The organism is Candidatus Cryosericum septentrionale, from assembly GCF_003570995.1.
Lineage (GTDB): Bacteria > Caldisericota > Caldisericia > Cryosericales > Cryosericaceae > Cryosericum > Cryosericum septentrionale.
The window spans coordinates 20986-38410 of sequence record NZ_QXIY01000008.1; the positions used below are offsets into that span (position 1 = coordinate 20986).

The following is a 17425-nucleotide window of genomic DNA, read 5'->3' on the forward strand; positions in this document are numbered from 1 at the left end:
ACCGTCATATCGCCTCTTCAGATGTCGGGATACCCAGTTATCTCCTGAATTTCGCGATAAAGCGGCTGCAGCGAGGGATAGATGCACTTGTAGACGCGCGTGTAGAGCTCATGGTAGATGCGGGACGCCTCGGGACGTGGAAGAAAGGTACTGTCCCAGTGAACCATATGCTGCGCCGCCTCTTCATGTGTAGCATAGACGCCGATCCCGACGAAACCGTTGATGGCAGCGCCCAGACCCGACGTCTCATAGGTCTCGCTTCGCACCACCGGTCGATCGAACAAGTCTGCGGTGATCTGGCAGATGGCGTCGCTCTGCGAACCCCCTCCTGACACCATGACCCGGTTCACCTTCCGCCCGCTTTTGCGCTCGATGCGCTCGACCCCTTCGAGCAAGGCATAGCCGATGCCTTCGATGATGGCGCGATAGATATGCGATCTGGTGTGCACATCGCCGAATCCGATCATGGATCCCTTGGCCTCGGGCATCTTCAGTCCGGGACCCCAGTATGGCTGGAGCATCAGTCCCTGCGATCCTGGCGGTACATCCTCCAGATGCTCGTTCAGCACAACCTCGGGGGAGACGCCTCGCTCTCGTGCTTCCACGGCTTCGCGAGCGGCGAATTCCTTCTTGAACCAGGTCACCATCCAGTAGCCACGGAATATCGCGACCTCGGGATTGAAGCTTCCTTTGACACTGGCTGGGTAAGGCGGCATGAACGGAATCGACTCGTAGTACCTCCGTGACGTGGTCTGGGCGGTGGCAGTCGTCCCGAAGCTTAAGCTGATACTCGTCTCGTCGACACAGCCGACGCCCAGTGTCTCACATCCTTTGTCAGAGCCAGCGGCAATGACAGGTGTTCCTTCAGGAATACCTGTCTCACGTGCCGCTTCCGCTGATACTGTGCCCATCTGCCCGCCGGCATCCACAAGCTCGGGCATCTGATCCCGACGTGCGCTGAACATGTGCCACCGCCAGCTGTTGTCACTGCGGGGCCAGCTACGTGCAGCATAGTCAAACGGGGTGTGGCCTATCTGCGATGCCACCGAATCGACGTACCGTCCCATCAGTCGGAAGGAGAAGAACCCCGACAACAACAGCCACTTGCTGGTACGTGCCCACAATTCGGGCTCGTTCTCCACCATCCAGTTGTCTTTACCCTGACGTCGCGTAATCTCGGCGGCCATTGTCATGCCTGTCACTTTGAACTGCAGTCGGTCCACGAGAGGCATCGGTTTGTCACAACGAGCCATGCGCTGATCCAGCCAGATGATGGCAGGGCGCACAGGGACTCCGTTGGCATCCATAGGAACGACCGTATCACGCTGCGTGGTCACCGCGACAGCTCCGATACGGCTCCACAGCTCAGGCGACTCTCCCCTTAGTCGCTGCAGCGCCGTGCATGTGTCACGCCAGTAGTCTTCGGCCTCGTGCTCGGCATATCCAGGTACCGGTGAGAAATAGGGCTCGAATTCTACCTTCTGCTTGGTGACCAGATGACCACAGTCATCAAACAACAAGCCTCGGACGCTCTGTGTGCCACAATCAATCGCCAAAACGAGACGGTCTCCCATCGCAATCCTCCCCTCCAACCGGGTCCGGCGGACCCGCGGCCACTATGCGAACTATGCATATCGCGACAGGACCTCGGCCACCGGTGGAATGAAGTCCTTCTTTCGAGAGAGTACTCCATCGAGAACGGCATGTCCATCTTCCATGTGCACATCAAATGCCTCTTCAAACGCCTCGGCAGGCCCGGCGACGACCAGATATGACGTCCTGCTTAGAGGATCCGTGGCCAGAAATGCTACCATGGCGAGCCCCATGCGTGCCCGCACATCCCGCATTGCCTGCTTGAATTCCGACTCCCGTTCCCGAATACGGTCAAAAGAGAACACGACAGCCTGAGAGACGCCGATGCGCGTGTCGAAGAGGTCGAATTCCTTGAAGTCCCGCATCAGAACTTCTGTCGCAGGAAGACCCTTGAACATCACGGAACCGTTCTGAAGCAGCTCGAGGCCATATGCTTCCGCGTCGATGCCAATGGTCGCCGCCAGTCGCCGCACGGCGCGGACGTCCTTTGGCGTAGTTGTCGAGAGGTTGAGGTTCATTGTGTCCGAGAGAATGCCCGACATCAGGAGCCCGGCTACCGACTTCGGCATGAACACCCCATTCTCCGTACACAGTTCGGCGACGATCGTACACGTGCTCCCGACCGGCTCGTTGTGGAAGTAGATGGGGCGGAAGGTGGAGATATCGCCGACACGGTGATGATCAATGATCTCGAGGATATCGGCCTCCTCCACGCCGTCGACAGCCTGCAGCGTCTCGTTGTGGTCCACGAGGACAACCTTCTTGCGCGTGAAGGGGATGAGGTCAGAGCGGGTGACGATGTTCACCGGGTGGCGCGCTGCGTCGACGACGACAGCACAGCGAGCAGACGAGTCGAGCACCGCCTTCTTTGCTCTCTCCAGCGTGTCTGTCATGCCCAGCAAGGGCACGGTGCCTTCCATAAATGCAGATACCGGAATCGACGACCAGAGAGCGCGCAGCGCCTGTGTCACCGTCATATCCGTCTCGAGAACAAGGCTCAGATGGGACGGCCACTGTGCCTCTGTTTCCGCCGTAGCGGCCCTGCCAGTGACAATCAGGGTGGAAGCGGCCGAACACGCTGCCAGGACGTCCTCGGAGGGTATCCCGTCAGAGATGATAATCGTGACATCCTCGGACCCCGGCGCAAGACGCCCCACCGAACCGGTGACAACAAGTAATCGTCCCCTTAGCTCCGTGGATTCCCGGGTATGTACGACGATCCTGGCTGACAGTTGTCGTACGAGGGTGTCGAGGTCCACGGCATAGGGGAGGACGTCGGCATGCTCAAGCTGGTCGGCGTACGCGGTGGCGATGTCGACGGCGTCCACAACGCCTCGTACAACCAGTGCATCGTCGACGACCGGGAGCGAATGAATATGGTTGTCCTTCATGAGAATGGCGGCCTTCCCGACGCGGGTGGAGGGAGCGACTGTCACGAGGCACTTCCGGGGAATGTCCTGAACCTGTGGCATCAGCGATCTCAACAGCGGCGGCACGCAAAACCCGAAGCGCTCCAGAACGAAGCGGGTCTCATCGTTGAGGTCTCCTCCACGAACAGCGGTATAGACGCGGGAAGGGTCTGTCCGATTCTTGTAGAACGCGTAGCCAAGGGCAGAGCAGATGGAATCCGTATCCGGATTCTTGTGCCCGGTCACAATGACTCTCTGTCGCATGTCAGCTACTCTTTTCGCCCTGGACGACCTGGACCGCTCCACGCGCCTGCATGTCCGAGGCAGGCTGGGCCGACCGCTCCGAGTGGAGAGCGAGGTTCGTCCTGTAGAGTGTCGTCCACTGAAACTTGTATGGCTCCTCGCCTCGCATGAAATCCAGCTCGTGGCAACCCTCGCGAAACGACTGCTCTGCAAACGATACCAGCACAATGCGCCCAAGCGAGTAGTCTGCGTACGTGGGGTCGTACTGAGTATTCCAGGTAGACACAACTCCCTGCCACTGGTACCCGAGCATGAATGCGAGCAGAGCGTCTCCGCACCGGAGCTCCCCCACGCGCAACTGGTTTCGCCGGCCCATGAGTGGAAGCACTTCTCGAAGGAACTCCTGGTCCGGATGGTCGAGGAACGGGCTCCGATGGTCGTCGGCCGACCGGCGCTCATCCGACAGTGCAACAACCTCGTCCACAAACACGCTGTCAACTTCTCTGCGATCGACGTAACGCAGTTCCAGCCCATTTCTTTGGCAACTGTTCAGCTTGTTCCATCTGTTCAGCTTGTTCCGCACCTCATGCCGGAATCCCTTGCCCATGGTGGCGTAGAATGCCTCCCAGCTGCCCTTGATTGGCAGGTATGGGCATCGCACCGTCGTTTGCCACACTGCAGGGACACGGCCTGCCTCGATCACACGGTCCAGAAACGCCTTGTTCGGCGACAGGGCCGGGATCTCCTCGAGATCCATCCCGTCCCATGACGAACGAAGATCCAGCAGGGCTGAGACAAGGGCCTCAGTCACCTCCGGGCGATCCCGGGGAGTAATGAAGTCAGCGTAGTCCGAGAGCCCCTGACCAATGAAATGGAGGTTCCTGGAAACAGCTGCAAAGGTATCGGCATACAGTGGAGCAAGGCCAACGGGCACGCTGTCTTCGTATGCTACAATGAGCAGTAGTAGCCTGTCCACGCCGAAGTGTTTCCACCACGTAAACAACCATTCAAACGTAGAATGGCACGTATTGGCGACGCTTCCGGCAACCAGCCGATTCCAGAACGGTTCCAGCGATGCGAACCCCGTGCTGTCCTTGATGAGCCTTGTTTCCATCAATGTTGTTCCTCTCCTGTCACAACGAGTCGCAATCAGAATCACGGCACGTCAAAACCCAGGCATAGTGCGGTTTCACGGTTACGGGGGTAGACTCGCGCTTATGCATCAATACAGTATACATGAGAATCACCCCACCACACCGCTGCAAAGGAGAATACCTGTGTTCGATCTCTATCTGTTTGACCTCGATGGAACGCTTGTCGATACACGTCGCGACATTGCAGAGGCCGTTAACCATGTCCTTCAGCTGCACGCCCGGCCTGTTGCCGACCTCGCCACTGTCATCTCGTGGGTGGGAGACGGACTGGATGACATGATGGCACGAGCCTTTAAGACTGACGAAGGGGAGTTCGTCGATGAGCTGGTGGACGAATTCCGCTCCTACTACAAGGACCACTGTACTGACTTCTCGTACGTCTATGAAGGTTGCTCGGAGACACTCACATCGCTGCAGGAACAGGGAGCCCACCTGTCAGTGCTGACGAACAAACCCCAGGATCTCTCGCTCGAGATCCTGCGGCACCTCGGGATACTGCAGTACTTCGACCGTGTCGTTGGGCCCAGCGACACCGACCTGCGCAAGCCAGATCCATCCAATCTCTTGTCCTTGGTACGTGACATTGGCACCAGCAAGGAGCGAACGCTCATGGTTGGGGACTCCCGGAACGACATCCTTGTAGCTCGCAACGCCGGTGTAGCTTCGTGCGGCTGCACATTCGGCTACATCGGACGCGATGCACTGCTTGAGCTCAATCCCACCTACCTTATCGAAACCTGGCCTGGGCTTCTGCTGCTGGCAGACCCTGCGAGTTGAAGCCTGCGCCTGCCGAACTACAATAATCCCGTCAGTTCTGGAACGTGCCACCCCAGGATTCCGGGGTTTTTTGCCACAATGAGCGTCCGCATGCGGACGGGAGGAATACGATTATGCGGCATGAAGACACAGCACTGCTCCATGTCAGGGTCATGTCGTCGCTGGACGGACGGTGGAAACAGACTGGCGACGCCCTGTACTTGAGAAATGGAATCATCGACCATATCGGAAGTACTGCCGACGTCCAGGCAATAGCCTCCAGCAGGAACGCACAGGTCCTCGACTTCGCCGGCACACCTGGAGCGACGTGCTATCCCGCATTCATGGACTCTCACCTGCACCTTGAACTGTACGGGTTCTCTCTTCTGCACGTGAACCTGAATGGTGAGACCTCACTCGACAGCGCCCTGGAGCGCATACGCCTAGCTGGGAGACCGGACAACGGAGCCTGGGTCCAGGGCGATTGCTGGGACGACGAACTCTGGTCCGACAGCCCACATCGGCGCCAGCTCGACGATCTCTACCCGAATTCGCCAGTGGTTCTTAACCGCAAGGACTACCACTCACTCTGGCTCAACACGGCCGCTCTCAAGGCGGTTGACCTGTGGAATTCCCGCCCATTCGGCTCTGACCTCGTTCCATGCGACACAGACGGCCCCACCGGTATCGTCCGCGACGCCGCTCAGGACTGGGCACTTTCCCGCATTCCTGCCCCCCAGCTCGACGAACGGTTCGCTGCACTCCATTGCGCCATCAGCAAGCTGCTCTCGATGGGATTTGCCTCATGCTGCAGCATGGATTATGACATTCTCCCGGAACTCCAGGCACTCATTCCTGCCATGAGCGACGAACCTCGCATCCGGATCTGGCAGGCCGTCGGCCTCGACAACCTCGACGCGGCTGTCTCGCTTGGACTCCGGTCCGGTTTCGGCTCAGACTTCCTCCGACTCGGGGGCATCAAGGTCTTCGCCGACGGTTCACTGGGTTCCCGGACTGCGTACATGGAGGAGCCATGGCCAGGAGCGCCTGGCAACCATGGCTACCACACCTACGAATCCGTAAACTGGCTTGCCGACCGATTCCGCAAGGCGGACGAGAACGGCTTGTGGGTATGGATCCACGCCATCGGCGACAGGGCGAACAAGGAGACGCTGGATGCGTTCGAACAAGCCGGCGTCGCCACTTCCAAGGGGCATGCTCACCACCGCATAGAACACGCCCAGTTCCTGCGCCCCGAGGATGTGGAACGCTTTGCCAACCTCGGCATCACAGCGTCCGTGCAGCCCTCGCACCTCGACCTCGATATCGGCAAGCTGAAGACGGTCTTCCCCACGCCGCATCCTCGTTCGTATGCCTTCAGGTCATTGCTCGACAGCGGCGTAGAGCTGGACTTTGGATCCGACGCACCCGTCGAAGACCCGGACGCACTCAAGGGCATCGCGTTCGCGGCATTCCGGACACGAGCGGGCGAACTTCCCTATCAGAGCGAGCAGTGCGTCAGCGTGCAGGACGCACTTACCGCATACACCATGACACCTCAGAGCTCCGTAGGCCTTTTCGGACAGCGGGGCAATCTCGCAGAAGGGCAGGACGCAGATATCGTCGTCCTGTCGAGAGATATCTTGGGAGACAACGAACCGCTGGCAGTCCGGTCGACTCAAGTCCTCGCCACTATCGTGGCAGGCGACCTTGCATTCAAAGCCTGAGCACGGGAGAGCTTGTATAGCAGGAGGCCCCGCTTACGCGGGGCCTCGTTGTTTTGCACTGACGTTCCGATTGCGATACTCAGTGTTCGGTCCCACGAGTCGGTTTGCGATAGTAGAGCCACATGACCAGACCCAGGAACCCGGCAAGAACGACAAACCACACGACCCTGTCGAGGTGAACGGGGTTTGCCTTGGTGGAACCAGGCGTCAGGACCGTCACGCTCACGGCGTGGATGTCGGTCTCACCCTCGTGCTGGACGCACACACGGTGGAAGACACCGGTGATGAGCACGACGTCTCCAACTGTACGGTAGTCCTCCGCGTGCGAAAGGGCAGGCATGGCCACGCCCTCCGGGACAAATACCCCCATGGCAGTGTTGTTGCCATCCGACAGGTTCATCCATGTGCCGTCCTCGCGTACCATCAGATCCTGCAGTACCTCTCCCTTGAACGACACTGTCTTCCCGTCCCACTTGTAGGAGTTTTCCACAAGTTCCGTCGTCGACAGCAGGGGCGGTTGTCCAGCGCTTGCGGGAATAGGGGCGACGATCAGAACCCCGAGCGCCATGATTGTCAGAACGACACAGAGTCTCTTCATACGGCTGCCTTCCTGAGTCTCATGCTCCGGAAGCTTGTGGCGATGAACCCAAACAGGGTGAATACGGACAGGAACTCCAGACGTCCCATCCACATCTCCAGAATGTACACGATTTTCAGCAACGTGGGCATGCCGGCCTGTGTCACTCCGCACGATAATCCAGTGTTGCTGCCAGCCGACACGGACTCGAACAACGCATCTACCATGGGATATCCGTAGGCCATGCCCACGATGGCGCCAACAACATAGATGAGGACATACAGGACGACGATGACTGCCGCGCTCTTGACCACGCCGTCGCTGATCACGTTGTCATGCAGGTGATGATAGTGCCCCGTAACGACAGCACGCTCGGGAGACAGGAGCTTCCTGATGTCGGTTGCTATGCCCTTGACGATGATGCCTATGCGCAGTCCCTTGAACCCACCGCCAGTCGAAGCGGCGCTCGCGCCGATAGCCATGGCGATGGTCGTCGCAAGCATGCCCAGAGGACCCCATTCGCGCACAAACGTCCGCGCATAGATGTTGGACTGGCCAGTCGTCGTATGGCCCGATACCAGTTGAAAGAATCCACGCCGAAACAATGCCACGGCATTTGGATATACGCCTCGCTGCATCAGTGCCAGACACACGAGAGAGAAGGTCGTCAACACAGTGACAGTAAACGAGACAATCTCAACGTTGCGAAGGATTTCCTTGCGGTTGCCGCTCCAGACGGCGTAGTGCAGGGCGAAGTTGAATGAACCCAAGATGAAAAAAACCATGCTGGCGATCTCCATCGCACTGCTGTGATAGTACAGCATGTTCTGGCTGTAGGGGGCAAAACCTCCGGTGCTCCAAGCGGACATGAAGATGTACGCGCCGTGAAAGAATGCAAGGTGTGGCTTGATGCCGTTCGCTATGGCGATGAGTCCAAGGACAACAGTACCGACGCCCAAGTAAATGAGGGAAATGCGCCAGATGAGGACCGCGATGTGCCGCACGTTGGGTTCGAGCTTCTCTTCCTTGCCTTCGCCGACCATGATCTTGAACGCACCGCCCGTGGAACCGATCAGGAACGTCAGAGCCAGCACGACGATCCCTTGACCGCCGACGTACGTCAGGAGATGGCGCCACATGTTCAGTCCCTGGGAAATGTGATCCAGGTCCTGCAGGAGAAACAGGCCCGTCGTCGTGTACCCGCTCATCGTGTCGAAACATGCATCGAGGAACGACTTCTCGTGTCCGCTTAGCATGTAGGGAACGCCAGAGAGTACCATGGCGACCAGCCATGATCCCGCAGCGATGACCATCGCATGGGTAAGTCCCGGGGTGTTCTTCGTACGAGAGATGAGCGCCAGAATATATCCGACGAGCAGTGTCAGTGCAGCGGAAATGGCAAAATCCAGAGCGGAGGCCCATTCACGAAAAACGAGACTGGTCACCATCGGGATGAGCATCAGCAAACCGACGCCAATGGTGACAAGGCCAGTATAGTATCCTATGATACGAAAGTCCTCTCTCCAGACCCTGCGAATCATAGTCTAGCGCCCCACGAAGAACAGCCAGGAGATGAGAAACGCGACCCCGATGAGGCCACCTGCAAATGCAACCTCTGTGAGCATCCCCAGGAGGTCACGACGGAGAGATGTCATACGCTTCGTTCGAGTCCTTTCATTCATGACGGTCACCCCTTCCGGAATACTCGTCTGAACTGCTCTTCCGCCTCAGGAGCTACGAGGCCAACGACGATGTCACCCGCATTCAGCACAGTGGCTCCCCGCGGGAAGATCACCTCACCCTCATGCATGATAGACGCCACGACGCACCCGGTGGGCCACGTCAGCTCCCTGATGGTCTTCCCTGTCACAGGAGATTCACCGGAAATCTTCAGTTCGACAAGAGTTGCCTTGCCCTTGCCCAGTGACACGAGGGGAATCATGTCATTGACAATGATGCCTTCTTCAATGACCGTCGCAAGGATGTTTGTCGAGTTAAGGGCAAAGTCTACACCGAACTTGTGGAAGATGTCCTCGTTACGGGGGTCGTTGATGCGAGCTGTCGTTAGCGGAACATTGAACCGCACCTTGGCAAGCTGACACGCCACCAGGTTGTCGGCATCGTCTCCCGTCACCGCAGCAAACCGGTCGGTCTTCTCGATGCCGGCGTCGATGAGAGCGCCCAGATCACAGCAGTCCCCGTTGATGACAAGCGCCTTTCCCCAGTCCGACAACGCCTCACAAGCTTCCGTATCCTGCTCGATAACGGCAACGTCATGCCCCTTGCCAACAAGCAAATGAGCAAGATAGGACCCGACCTTCCCTCCGCCTGCAATAATGATATACATGGTTCTACCTCTCATTCAGATGGAAGATCGCGCTGACCCTTGGGAGATCCGATACGTGCAGTGCCACCAGCAATTGATCATTGTCGGCGAGAACGTCGGTTCCTTTGGGAAAAGTCGTGGTTCCATCGCGCGTCAGCGAGATGACCTTGAAGTCGTCCAGAGCCTCGATTTCGGCTATCGTTGTTGCCGGAATCCTGGTGTGGAAGGGGACTTCGACCAGTTCAATACCGCCACCGGGCAGGATGAAGTGACTGTTCTCGCTGCGGATCATGAACTTGCTGTAGATGATGTTCGCGGCTGACGTCGTTGGACAAACCGTCTCGAGGCCGAGAGCCCTGTAGGTCTCCCCCTTGACAGGATCGAACACACGGGCGATCACCATGGGAACCTTGAAAATGGTCTTAGCGACCTGCGCGGCCATGATGTTTATGTTGTCCCCGTCAGTCACTGCAGCGAAACCATCCGCATGCTCAATCCCTGCGGACTTGAGTACCTCGATGTCGAATCCAACTCCGGTGACGGTAGCTCCATTGAACTCGTCACTGAGCCGACTGAAGTTGCTTGGATTGCGGTCTACCACGGCCACGTCATGGCCTTCTTCCGAGAGCTTTGTGGCAAGCTGAGCGCCAAGGCGCCCACAACCAACGATAATGATATACATGACAGACATCTCCTTGCGAATCCTTAGAACGGACTCATCACAAACTGTTGATTATAGGCATCTCTCGGCCGTCGTCAAGGTGTCCAAACTCCATAGATGGGGATTCTTCGCATTGCCAGAGGAAACCCATCCGCAGGCTCTTGCGTTGTTGCGGGCCCACTGCAACAGTGCTACCATGAGCTACGCTCATTTGTCGTCATGGGGAGACACCATGCAGGAACCGGTCGAAAACCAGCTCATCAAGACGAGTCCGAGAGGAAATCGTCCGCGCCCCAGGCGAGCTGCGTCCCCGGTGACGTGGGGTCAGTCAGGCGCCGTCATGACATTCTACCACAGCGGAGCGTTGGCTGACATCGTGATTATTCTGGGGATCCTCGGCGTTTTCTACGGCATTACTCAGGTCGGTCGCGAGTGGACGGGAGTTCTGTGGCCCACGGTGGTGACCGACCTTTCGTTCCGCGCGCTGCCGCGGTACACACTCTTCTCTCTGGTCCGAGGATTGGCTGCCTACTGCATCTCCTTCCTCTTCACTATTGTGTATGGATACTGGGCGGCCAAGGACCGCCTAACCGAGAGACTTCTTGTACCCATTCTGGACATCCTGCAGAGCATCCCCGTCCTGGGGTTCATGCCGGGCGTCGTGCTGGCACTGGTGTCCATCTTCCCCGGGAGCAACGTTGGACTGGAACTTACTGCAGTACTGATGAGCTTCACGGGACAGGCATGGAACATGACCTTCAGTTTCTACAACTCTCTCAACTCGGTGCCACAGTACCTCCAGGAGGCCAGCACCATCTATCGCTTCAACTGGTGGCAACGTCTCACTCAGATTGAGATGCTCTACAGCGCCGTCGGCCTCATCTGGAACAGCATGATGAGCATGGCGGGTGGATGGTTCTTCCTCATGGTCACCGAGGCATTTCAACTGGGCTCGTTTCGGGAACCTGCTGGCATTCGACGACGACTCGGACGAGGTGTCGCTCCAGTAGAAGCGTACAGTCTTGTCATCAGTGCAGCAAGAGCGTCGGAACCCAGTTCGCACAGGTTTCCTGAACTCCTCTCCGACTTCACCTGATCTGAAGAGCGCAGCCTTTGCGCCCACCTGATTTCCTGCCCGGCACCGCTCAGCAGCGCTTGCGGTCTCGAGCTCCGCCCCCGGAGTCTACCATCGTCGCAGGTTGACAGAGCGCGCGCACTTGTATAATGACAAGGTGTTGGTGTGGTCGGCCGGGGTCTCCAAGGTCGCTTGTCGAATATTTGCTCTCCCCGGAAGCCAGCCTTCGGAGGCACGAAATGAATCTACTCATCATTCCTGTCGTGGCTGGCCTTACCTGCATTGGAGCCGCACTCTATCTGTTCCTCAGGCTGAAGGCAGCCAAAATCTCCTCGCCGAAAATGAGCGAAATCGCCAGCTACATAGCAATTGGGGTGCGAGCGTACCTTTCTCGCCAACTCCGGGCAATTCTGCTCGTCACTCCTATCGTGGCAATCGTTCTGGGCTTCACTCTGAATATCTGGATCGCAGTGACATTCGTGCTTGGCGTCTTCACCTCGCTGATCACAGCATACATGGGCATGAGCGCGTCCACCCGGGCAAACGTCAAGACCGCCGACGACGCGACCCGGTCGGTGAACACGGCATTCCACACGGCTGTCTTCGGTGGATCCATCATGGGTTTCTCGATCACGGGATTCAGTCTTGTCGTGCTGTCGGTGCTCTATCTGTTGTTCAAGGATCCAAACCCCCTTGTCGGCTTTGGATTTGGTGCCAGTCTCGCGGCCCTCTTTGCCCAGATCGGTGGAGGCATCTATACGAAGGCGGCCGACATCGGAGCGGACCTCGTCGGCAAGATCGAGGCGAATATTCCCGAGGACGACCCACGCAACCCGGCTGTTGTCGCAGACCTGGTGGGTGACAACGTAGGCGACTGTGCCGGCAGAGGTGCAGACCTGTTCCAGACGTTCTCAGATGATATCGTGACCGGAATGGTCGTTGCTCTCACGCTGGTCCCCAAGTATGGAGGTGCAGTGCTCTTCTTCCCCATGCTCCTCCAGTCGGCCGGCCTTGCTGCTTCGATGCTTGGCGTCCTGTCCATACGGCTCTTCGACCGCAGCAAGCCCGAAACCGCTTTCTACTTCGGCATGGGGGTGACCACCGTCTTTGCCGTGCTCGGCTCCTTCCTGGTCAGCCATTTCCTGGTTCACGACATGGCCCTTTTCATCGGCACCTGTCTGGGAGTCGCAACCACTCTCGTGTCTTCGATCATCACGCGGTACTACGCGGGTTCCTCGGGAAAACCGGTTCACGACATTGCCGATGCATCCAAGCGCGGCGTGGCCCTCAACGTCATCACAGGGCTCTCCGCTGGTCTGCAGAGCCCACTGGGATCCATCGTGATGATTGTCATTGCTGTCGCAGCGGCATACTTCATCTCGGGCGGATCGCTGCTGGCAATCGTCGCTGTCAACATCGGTACCGACTTGCTCATCGGCTACATCATGACAGCCGATGCCTTCGGTCCGATCATCGACAATGCCTCAGGTATCGCAGAGATGTCGGGGGCGCACGAGCAGGTAGTGCACTCGCTGTCACAGCTCGATTCAGTCGGTAACACCATGAAGGCGACGACCAAGGCCTATGCCATGTCATCCGGAACGGTAACGTCATTCGTCCTGTTCTCGACGTACTTCTCCATTGTCGGTCTCAAGACGATGAACGTGATGGAGCCTTACTCCATTGCATTTATCCTCCTCGGCATCTGCCTTCCATACCTCATCAGTTCGCTTACCATTGGCTCGGCAGCCAAGACGGCAATGCTTATGGTCGACGAGGTCCGCCGCCAGTTCAGAACTATCCCTGGCATCCTGAAGGGCGAAGCAAACCCCGACTATGCAACCTGCATAGATATCTCGACGCGCAACGCCCTCAAGGAGATGATCCTTCCGGGCGTCATCAGCATCGCGGTGCCGATTTTCGTGGGACTGGTGTTCGGTCACTGGGCGCTCGGTGCGCTCCTCATCGGAGCAGTACTCAGCTCAGCCCTGCTGGGGCCATTCTTCAACAACACAGGCACAGCCTTCGACAACGCAAAGAAACTCATCGAAGACAGTGGGCGCAAGGGCTCCTTCGAACATCAGGCGGCAGTTGCTGCGGACACCGTCGGCGATCCGCTCAAGGACGTGGCGGGACCTGCTCTGCTCATCTTCATGAAGCTCATCGGCATGGCTGCCCTCCTCATTGCAGGGATCAAACCGCTGTTCTAGCGCCGACATAGCACCATCATCAGGACGAGGCGGGGCGCAGCATGGCTCCCGCCTCTTGCACGAACCTTCTCCGAATTTTCACGCCGTCGAGACATCGTTCGCCCTGAACAGCTAGGCTTTCTTCGTTGGCCCTGTCGAGGCGGTCAACGGGTTCTGGATCGCGCGCGCCGGCCAGGGCAAGGAATACAGCGTCCTGACGTGGAAGAACGAACAGCAGGTCCGAAGCCGCATAAGTCGTGCCAGCACGATCTGGTTGGTGCTCAGCTTGCTAGCGTTCGCAGCGGAGTTGATTTTTTTCGTTTGCCGGGAACAATAAAAGAAGACACCCTTCCCGGCGACAGGAGGAATCCATGCCCGAATCGATCCGTGCAAAGCGTGTGTACGAACCATACAGCCCCGACGACGGGACACGCGTCCTTGTGGAGCGTCTGTGGCCACGCGTCATGCCGCGTGAGCGGCTGCACGCCGACACGTGGCTGCGCGACATCGCGCCGACCACGATACTGCGCACATGGTATGCGCACGACCCTGCGAAGTGGCCGGAGTTTGTGACGCGGTACAGCGCCCAGCTCGACACTCAACCCGACGTGGTCGAATCCCTGCTGCAAATAGCCCGCCCTGGTCCGCTCACGCTTCTGTACGCGGCCCGCGACACGGACCACAGCGGCGCGCTCGTCCTGCTGGACTACCTCAAGGAACGCCTCAAAACAAGGTAGAGTTTCCGTCTATTCGCCGAACAGCCCACCCTTCGCCTCGTCGGCTCCCGGCTCGGCGATGACGGTCATCTTGCGGCCGTTGCGGACCTCTTCGGGCGGCAGTTGCAGGGGCAGAAACTCCTTGAACAGGTCTGCGGCCGACACCAGTTGCAGGCGCGGGATTTCGCGCTGGTTGTTGTACTTGTAAACACCCGCCTTACCTGCCTCGGTGCGCATGCCATCGGTCGGCTCCTGCAGCGTGACGAGGATGCCGAAGTCTGCGTCTTGATGATCCACCGTGCCCGCCAGGTCGCGCACCATGCCGGGGTTGACCGCGATGGTCCCCTTGACCGAGATGATGCCCTTCCCCGCCTTGCTGGCCTTGGCCGGGTCCCAGAAGTGCAGCACGCCGTCCACACCGTGGTCGCCGGTCTTGCGGTCGCTGGGCATGGCGCCGGGGATGCGGCTGAGCGCCCAGTACTGAAACTGGAACGGCGCCCGGGCGGCAAGTTGGTCGGTGCCCAGCACGTCGGCAGGCGCGCCCTTGATGACAAAGTCCTTGCCCTCCGTGAGACCAGTCTTCCTCAGCCGGCTGGCGATGACATCGATAGACAGGTACGTGATGTCGATGCCCACCCATTGCCGGTCCAGCTTCTGCGCCGCAGCGACCACCGTGCCACACCCGCAGAAGGGGTCCAGGACCACGTCGCCTTCATTGGACGACGCCTGGACAATGCGCTCCAGAAGCCCTTGCGGTTTCTGCGTAGGATACCCGAGTCGATCCGGGTCTGTGGTCCTAGCCATGCGACATCTGAGTCGATTCCCTTGTCAGTTCCCCAAACCGCTCCCTCGGTATATGGTTGATACGCCCACATGTCTTGGATCGGGGTTCCATCTCGTTCATCGAGAAAGCGCACCATCGTTGGCCAGACGCTCGTTCCGTCGATTGTGATGAGATGAGCCTGATAGAGGGCCTCGAGCTTTTGAGTGGAGATCAGGTCGCGATATGAAACTGGCATCAGTGACTCGTAGAAGCTGGGGACAGCCCAATGACGCCCTTTGGCCGCGGGGTCGAATCCTCTCCAAGGTTTCGCTGAGTCGCCAGCAGTGGCTCCAGCGCCAGTGAGTACGTTGCCGCCCGATGTGAATCTCATCCGACCATCAGAGGTCTTCTCATATCGAGATTCCACATGCCTCTTCATGTAAGGTCGGCGAAGGATGTTAAACGTGTGGTTGCTGGACTTGGAGTAGAACAGTATGACGTCATGGATTGCGCCGAAAGACCTCGTTGAGTTGTGAGTTCCAGTCCGCCTCCAGTCGATTTCATTGACGAAGTGCTCTCCTCCAAACACACCGTCCATCAGCATCTTCAGATAGTGACTGGCCGTGGAATCGCAGTGCAGGTAGATGCTGCCCGTGTCCTTCAGCACGCGGCGCAACTCCAGCAGGCGCGGGGCCATCATGGTCAGGTACGCCATCATCGACGTCTCGCCCAGATACTCGCGCATCGAGGTCATCAACTTGATGAGGCGTTCGCCCGGCGGTTGGCGCGTCAGGTCGCGGTCGATGACGAAGTGGCGGTAGGTCTCGTCCGCCTCGGCACACTCCACGTCCACGTGTCCTCAAAGGCTTGAATCTGGGCCGTGGCCTTGGCAGCCGACTCCTTCTCGGGCTGGAAGATGATGTTGTAGTTAGCGCCGCTGTTGAACAGCGGATCAAGGTACACAAGGTCGACGGACTGTTCTGCTATGCTGTCCCGCAGGACCTCAAGGTTGTCGCCAAAGTACAGAGTGTTCATGCCTTCCCTCCTCTTGTTTTCTGCAGCTGCACCACCGGTGACCACCGCACCCATGCGGCCAGCAGCGGGTCGACGACGAAGAAGCGTCCCGTTTCAGATGCGTGCTCGACCAGGTCCATTTCCAGCAGCGGCTTGATGGCGCGCTGGACCGAACTGGCGACCAGCCCGTGCCGACGCAGGTAGTCGGCAGACGTCAACTGTACGGTCGGCTCGCCGGCCAGCGCTTGCAACAAGGCGCGCTGCCCCAGCGGCAGGCCCATCCATGTTGCCCCGTGTTCGACGCCTGCCAGCGCAAGCAAACGTCGGTAGGCTTCGTCCACTTTCTCCTTCGTGCACAATACGCTCGTCAGGTCCCACACTGACGACGCCAGCCGCTGGACATAGGCGGGGTATCCTTCCACACGGTCGTAGATGTGGCCGGCAGTTTCCTCCGAGCACTTCTTGCCGCTGGCGGCAAAACGTCCAGTGATGTAAGGCACGAAATCCACACGGGGGATACGCTCCAGCGGATAGAGATAACCAGCCTGATATAGTGGCCGCGCATTCGCGAACATCTCAGTCAGGGCCTGGCGCCTGCTGCCGACGAAGAAGAAGGGGATGTCGCGGTGCTCCTGAAGGTGCGTGCGCAGGATAGCTTCGATGGCACGCGCACCGGGTAGCCGGCCAATCTCCTGAACCTCGTCCAGGACCACACAAGCGGACAGCCCGTGCCGCTTCGCATACTTCTGCAGGCTATCCAGCACGTCGGCCAGCAACAGCGCCGGGTCCGATCCCTGCGCGATTGTGACGGTGACGGTAGGGCCGTCGAGTCCAAACTCGATGGTCGGCACGATACGTGCAAACAGTCCGCTGATGCGCTCCCCCAGCCCAACGGGGTCCGCTCCTCTGCCGACGCCTGCCACGACAGCGGCTGCCAGCTTACGCACCACATCGTCGTCGGACGCCACGGTCAACAGATCGACATACATGCCAACAAACCCCGATGCTCGGAGCTGTTCCTGCATCGCAAGGACCAGCGACGATTTGCCGTATTGCCGCGGCGACACCAGGATGACGTTGTGGTGGTTCCGGGCGTGACCAGCCAGCTCGCCCAGTTCACGTCGCCGGTCACACAGGTCGTCCCCGCCAACTAGTCCCAGTACGAATGGATTCCTCGCCACCGTTCGCCTCCAACCCTCATGGTTGCCAACATCACACGGTT

16 protein-coding genes and 2 pseudogenes are annotated in these 17425 nt (G+C 58.7%); 5 read left to right on the plus strand and 13 right to left on the minus strand.

The window, feature by feature from the left end; genetic code table 11:
- Nucleotides 1–17: 17 nt before the first annotated feature.
- Genes SMC1_RS02195 through SMC1_RS02205 form a run of 3 tightly spaced genes read right to left on the minus strand, consistent with a single transcriptional unit; the run spans nucleotide 18 to nucleotide 4359 of the window.
- A complete protein-coding gene (locus tag SMC1_RS02195; protein ID WP_119085178.1) occupies nucleotides 18–1574 on the minus strand; it encodes an FGGY-family carbohydrate kinase in 1557 nt (518 codons plus the stop codon).
- Between the two features lie 51 nt (nucleotides 1575–1625).
- Nucleotides 1626–3266, minus strand: a complete 1641-nt coding sequence (locus tag SMC1_RS02200) for a putative manganese-dependent inorganic diphosphatase (protein ID WP_119085179.1) — start codon at nucleotides 3264–3266, stop codon at nucleotides 1626–1628.
- Nucleotide 3267: 1 nt separating this feature from the next.
- On the minus strand, nucleotides 3268–4359 hold the full coding sequence (locus tag SMC1_RS02205; protein WP_119085180.1) for a GNAT family N-acetyltransferase: 1092 nt from the start codon (nucleotides 4357–4359) through the stop codon (nucleotides 3268–3270).
- A 163-nt stretch (nucleotides 4360–4522) separates the two neighbouring features.
- Here SMC1_RS02205 and SMC1_RS10445 point away from each other — a divergent pair, with 163 nt between their 5' ends.
- Nucleotides 4523–5176, plus strand: coding sequence for an HAD family hydrolase (locus SMC1_RS10445; RefSeq protein WP_165849140.1), 654 nt, complete (start codon nucleotides 4523–4525; stop codon nucleotides 5174–5176).
- 113 nt (nucleotides 5177–5289) lie between these two features.
- Entirely contained in the window at nucleotides 5290–6882 is a 1593-nt protein-coding gene (locus SMC1_RS02215; protein ID WP_119085181.1) for an amidohydrolase, read from the plus strand.
- Nucleotides 6883–6961: 79 nt separating this feature from the next.
- Here SMC1_RS02215 and SMC1_RS02220 read toward each other — a convergent pair whose 3' ends face one another.
- From SMC1_RS02220 to SMC1_RS02235, 5 genes are read right to left on the minus strand one after another with little or no spacing between them, the layout of a single operon-like run.
- Nucleotides 6962–7480, minus strand: a complete 519-nt coding sequence (locus SMC1_RS02220; protein ID WP_119085182.1) for a hypothetical protein — start codon at nucleotides 7478–7480, stop codon at nucleotides 6962–6964.
- Nucleotides 7477–9000 (minus strand): TrkH family potassium uptake protein, encoded by a 1524-nt coding sequence (locus SMC1_RS02225; protein ID WP_119085183.1) that lies wholly within the window; start codon nucleotides 8998–9000, stop codon nucleotides 7477–7479. The genes SMC1_RS02220 and SMC1_RS02225 overlap by 4 nt, the downstream gene beginning before the upstream one ends.
- 3 nt (nucleotides 9001–9003) lie before the next feature.
- On the minus strand, nucleotides 9004–9141 hold the full coding sequence (locus tag SMC1_RS10450) for a hypothetical protein (protein ID WP_165849141.1): 138 nt from the start codon (nucleotides 9139–9141) through the stop codon (nucleotides 9004–9006).
- Between the two features lie 5 nt (nucleotides 9142–9146).
- Nucleotides 9147–9806: a potassium channel family protein gene (locus SMC1_RS02230; RefSeq protein WP_165849142.1), complete on the minus strand. Its 660-nt coding sequence runs from the start codon at nucleotides 9804–9806 to the stop codon at nucleotides 9147–9149.
- A 4-nt stretch (nucleotides 9807–9810) separates the two neighbouring features.
- Nucleotides 9811–10467 (minus strand): potassium channel family protein, encoded by a 657-nt coding sequence (locus tag SMC1_RS02235; RefSeq protein ID WP_165849143.1) that lies wholly within the window; start codon nucleotides 10465–10467, stop codon nucleotides 9811–9813.
- Nucleotides 10468–10678: 211 nt separating this feature from the next.
- Between SMC1_RS02235 and SMC1_RS02240 the strand changes: the two genes are divergently transcribed.
- The 3 genes from SMC1_RS02240 to SMC1_RS02250 all read left to right on the plus strand — a co-directional run bounded on the left by SMC1_RS02240 (nucleotide 10679) and on the right by SMC1_RS02250 (nucleotide 14447).
- The gene (locus SMC1_RS02240; protein ID WP_207799270.1) at nucleotides 10679–11542 is read left to right on the plus strand and encodes an ABC transporter permease subunit; all 864 of its coding nucleotides are present in this window, start codon (nucleotides 10679–10681) and stop codon (nucleotides 11540–11542) included.
- Between the two features lie 218 nt (nucleotides 11543–11760).
- Nucleotides 11761–13731, plus strand: coding sequence for a sodium-translocating pyrophosphatase (locus SMC1_RS02245; protein WP_165849144.1), 1971 nt, complete (start codon nucleotides 11761–11763; stop codon nucleotides 13729–13731).
- Nucleotides 13732–14081: 350 nt separating this feature from the next.
- Nucleotides 14082–14447: a DUF488 domain-containing protein gene (locus tag SMC1_RS02250; RefSeq protein ID WP_119085187.1), complete on the plus strand. Its 366-nt coding sequence runs from the start codon at nucleotides 14082–14084 to the stop codon at nucleotides 14445–14447.
- Between the two features lie 9 nt (nucleotides 14448–14456).
- Here SMC1_RS02250 and SMC1_RS02255 read toward each other — a convergent pair whose 3' ends face one another.
- The 5 genes and pseudogenes from SMC1_RS02255 to SMC1_RS02270 form a co-directional block, all read right to left on the minus strand.
- Nucleotides 14457–15062: a restriction endonuclease gene (locus SMC1_RS02255; RefSeq protein ID WP_243626451.1), complete on the minus strand. Its 606-nt coding sequence runs from the start codon at nucleotides 15060–15062 to the stop codon at nucleotides 14457–14459.
- A gap of 42 nt (nucleotides 15063–15104) precedes the next feature.
- A pseudogene (locus tag SMC1_RS11185) lies at nucleotides 15105–15230 on the minus strand (DNA methyltransferase); the annotation flags it as partial.
- 380 nt (nucleotides 15231–15610) lie between these two features.
- Nucleotides 15611–15943, minus strand: a pseudogene (locus SMC1_RS11190) (DNA methyltransferase); the annotation flags it as partial.
- A gap of 35 nt (nucleotides 15944–15978) precedes the next feature.
- Nucleotides 15979–16224 (minus strand): modification methylase, encoded by a 246-nt coding sequence (locus SMC1_RS02265; protein WP_119085190.1) that lies wholly within the window; start codon nucleotides 16222–16224, stop codon nucleotides 15979–15981.
- On the minus strand, nucleotides 16221–17384 hold the full coding sequence (locus SMC1_RS02270) for an AAA family ATPase (RefSeq protein ID WP_119085191.1): 1164 nt from the start codon (nucleotides 17382–17384) through the stop codon (nucleotides 16221–16223). The genes SMC1_RS02265 and SMC1_RS02270 overlap by 4 nt, the downstream gene beginning before the upstream one ends.
- Nucleotides 17385–17425: the final 41 nt, after the last annotated feature.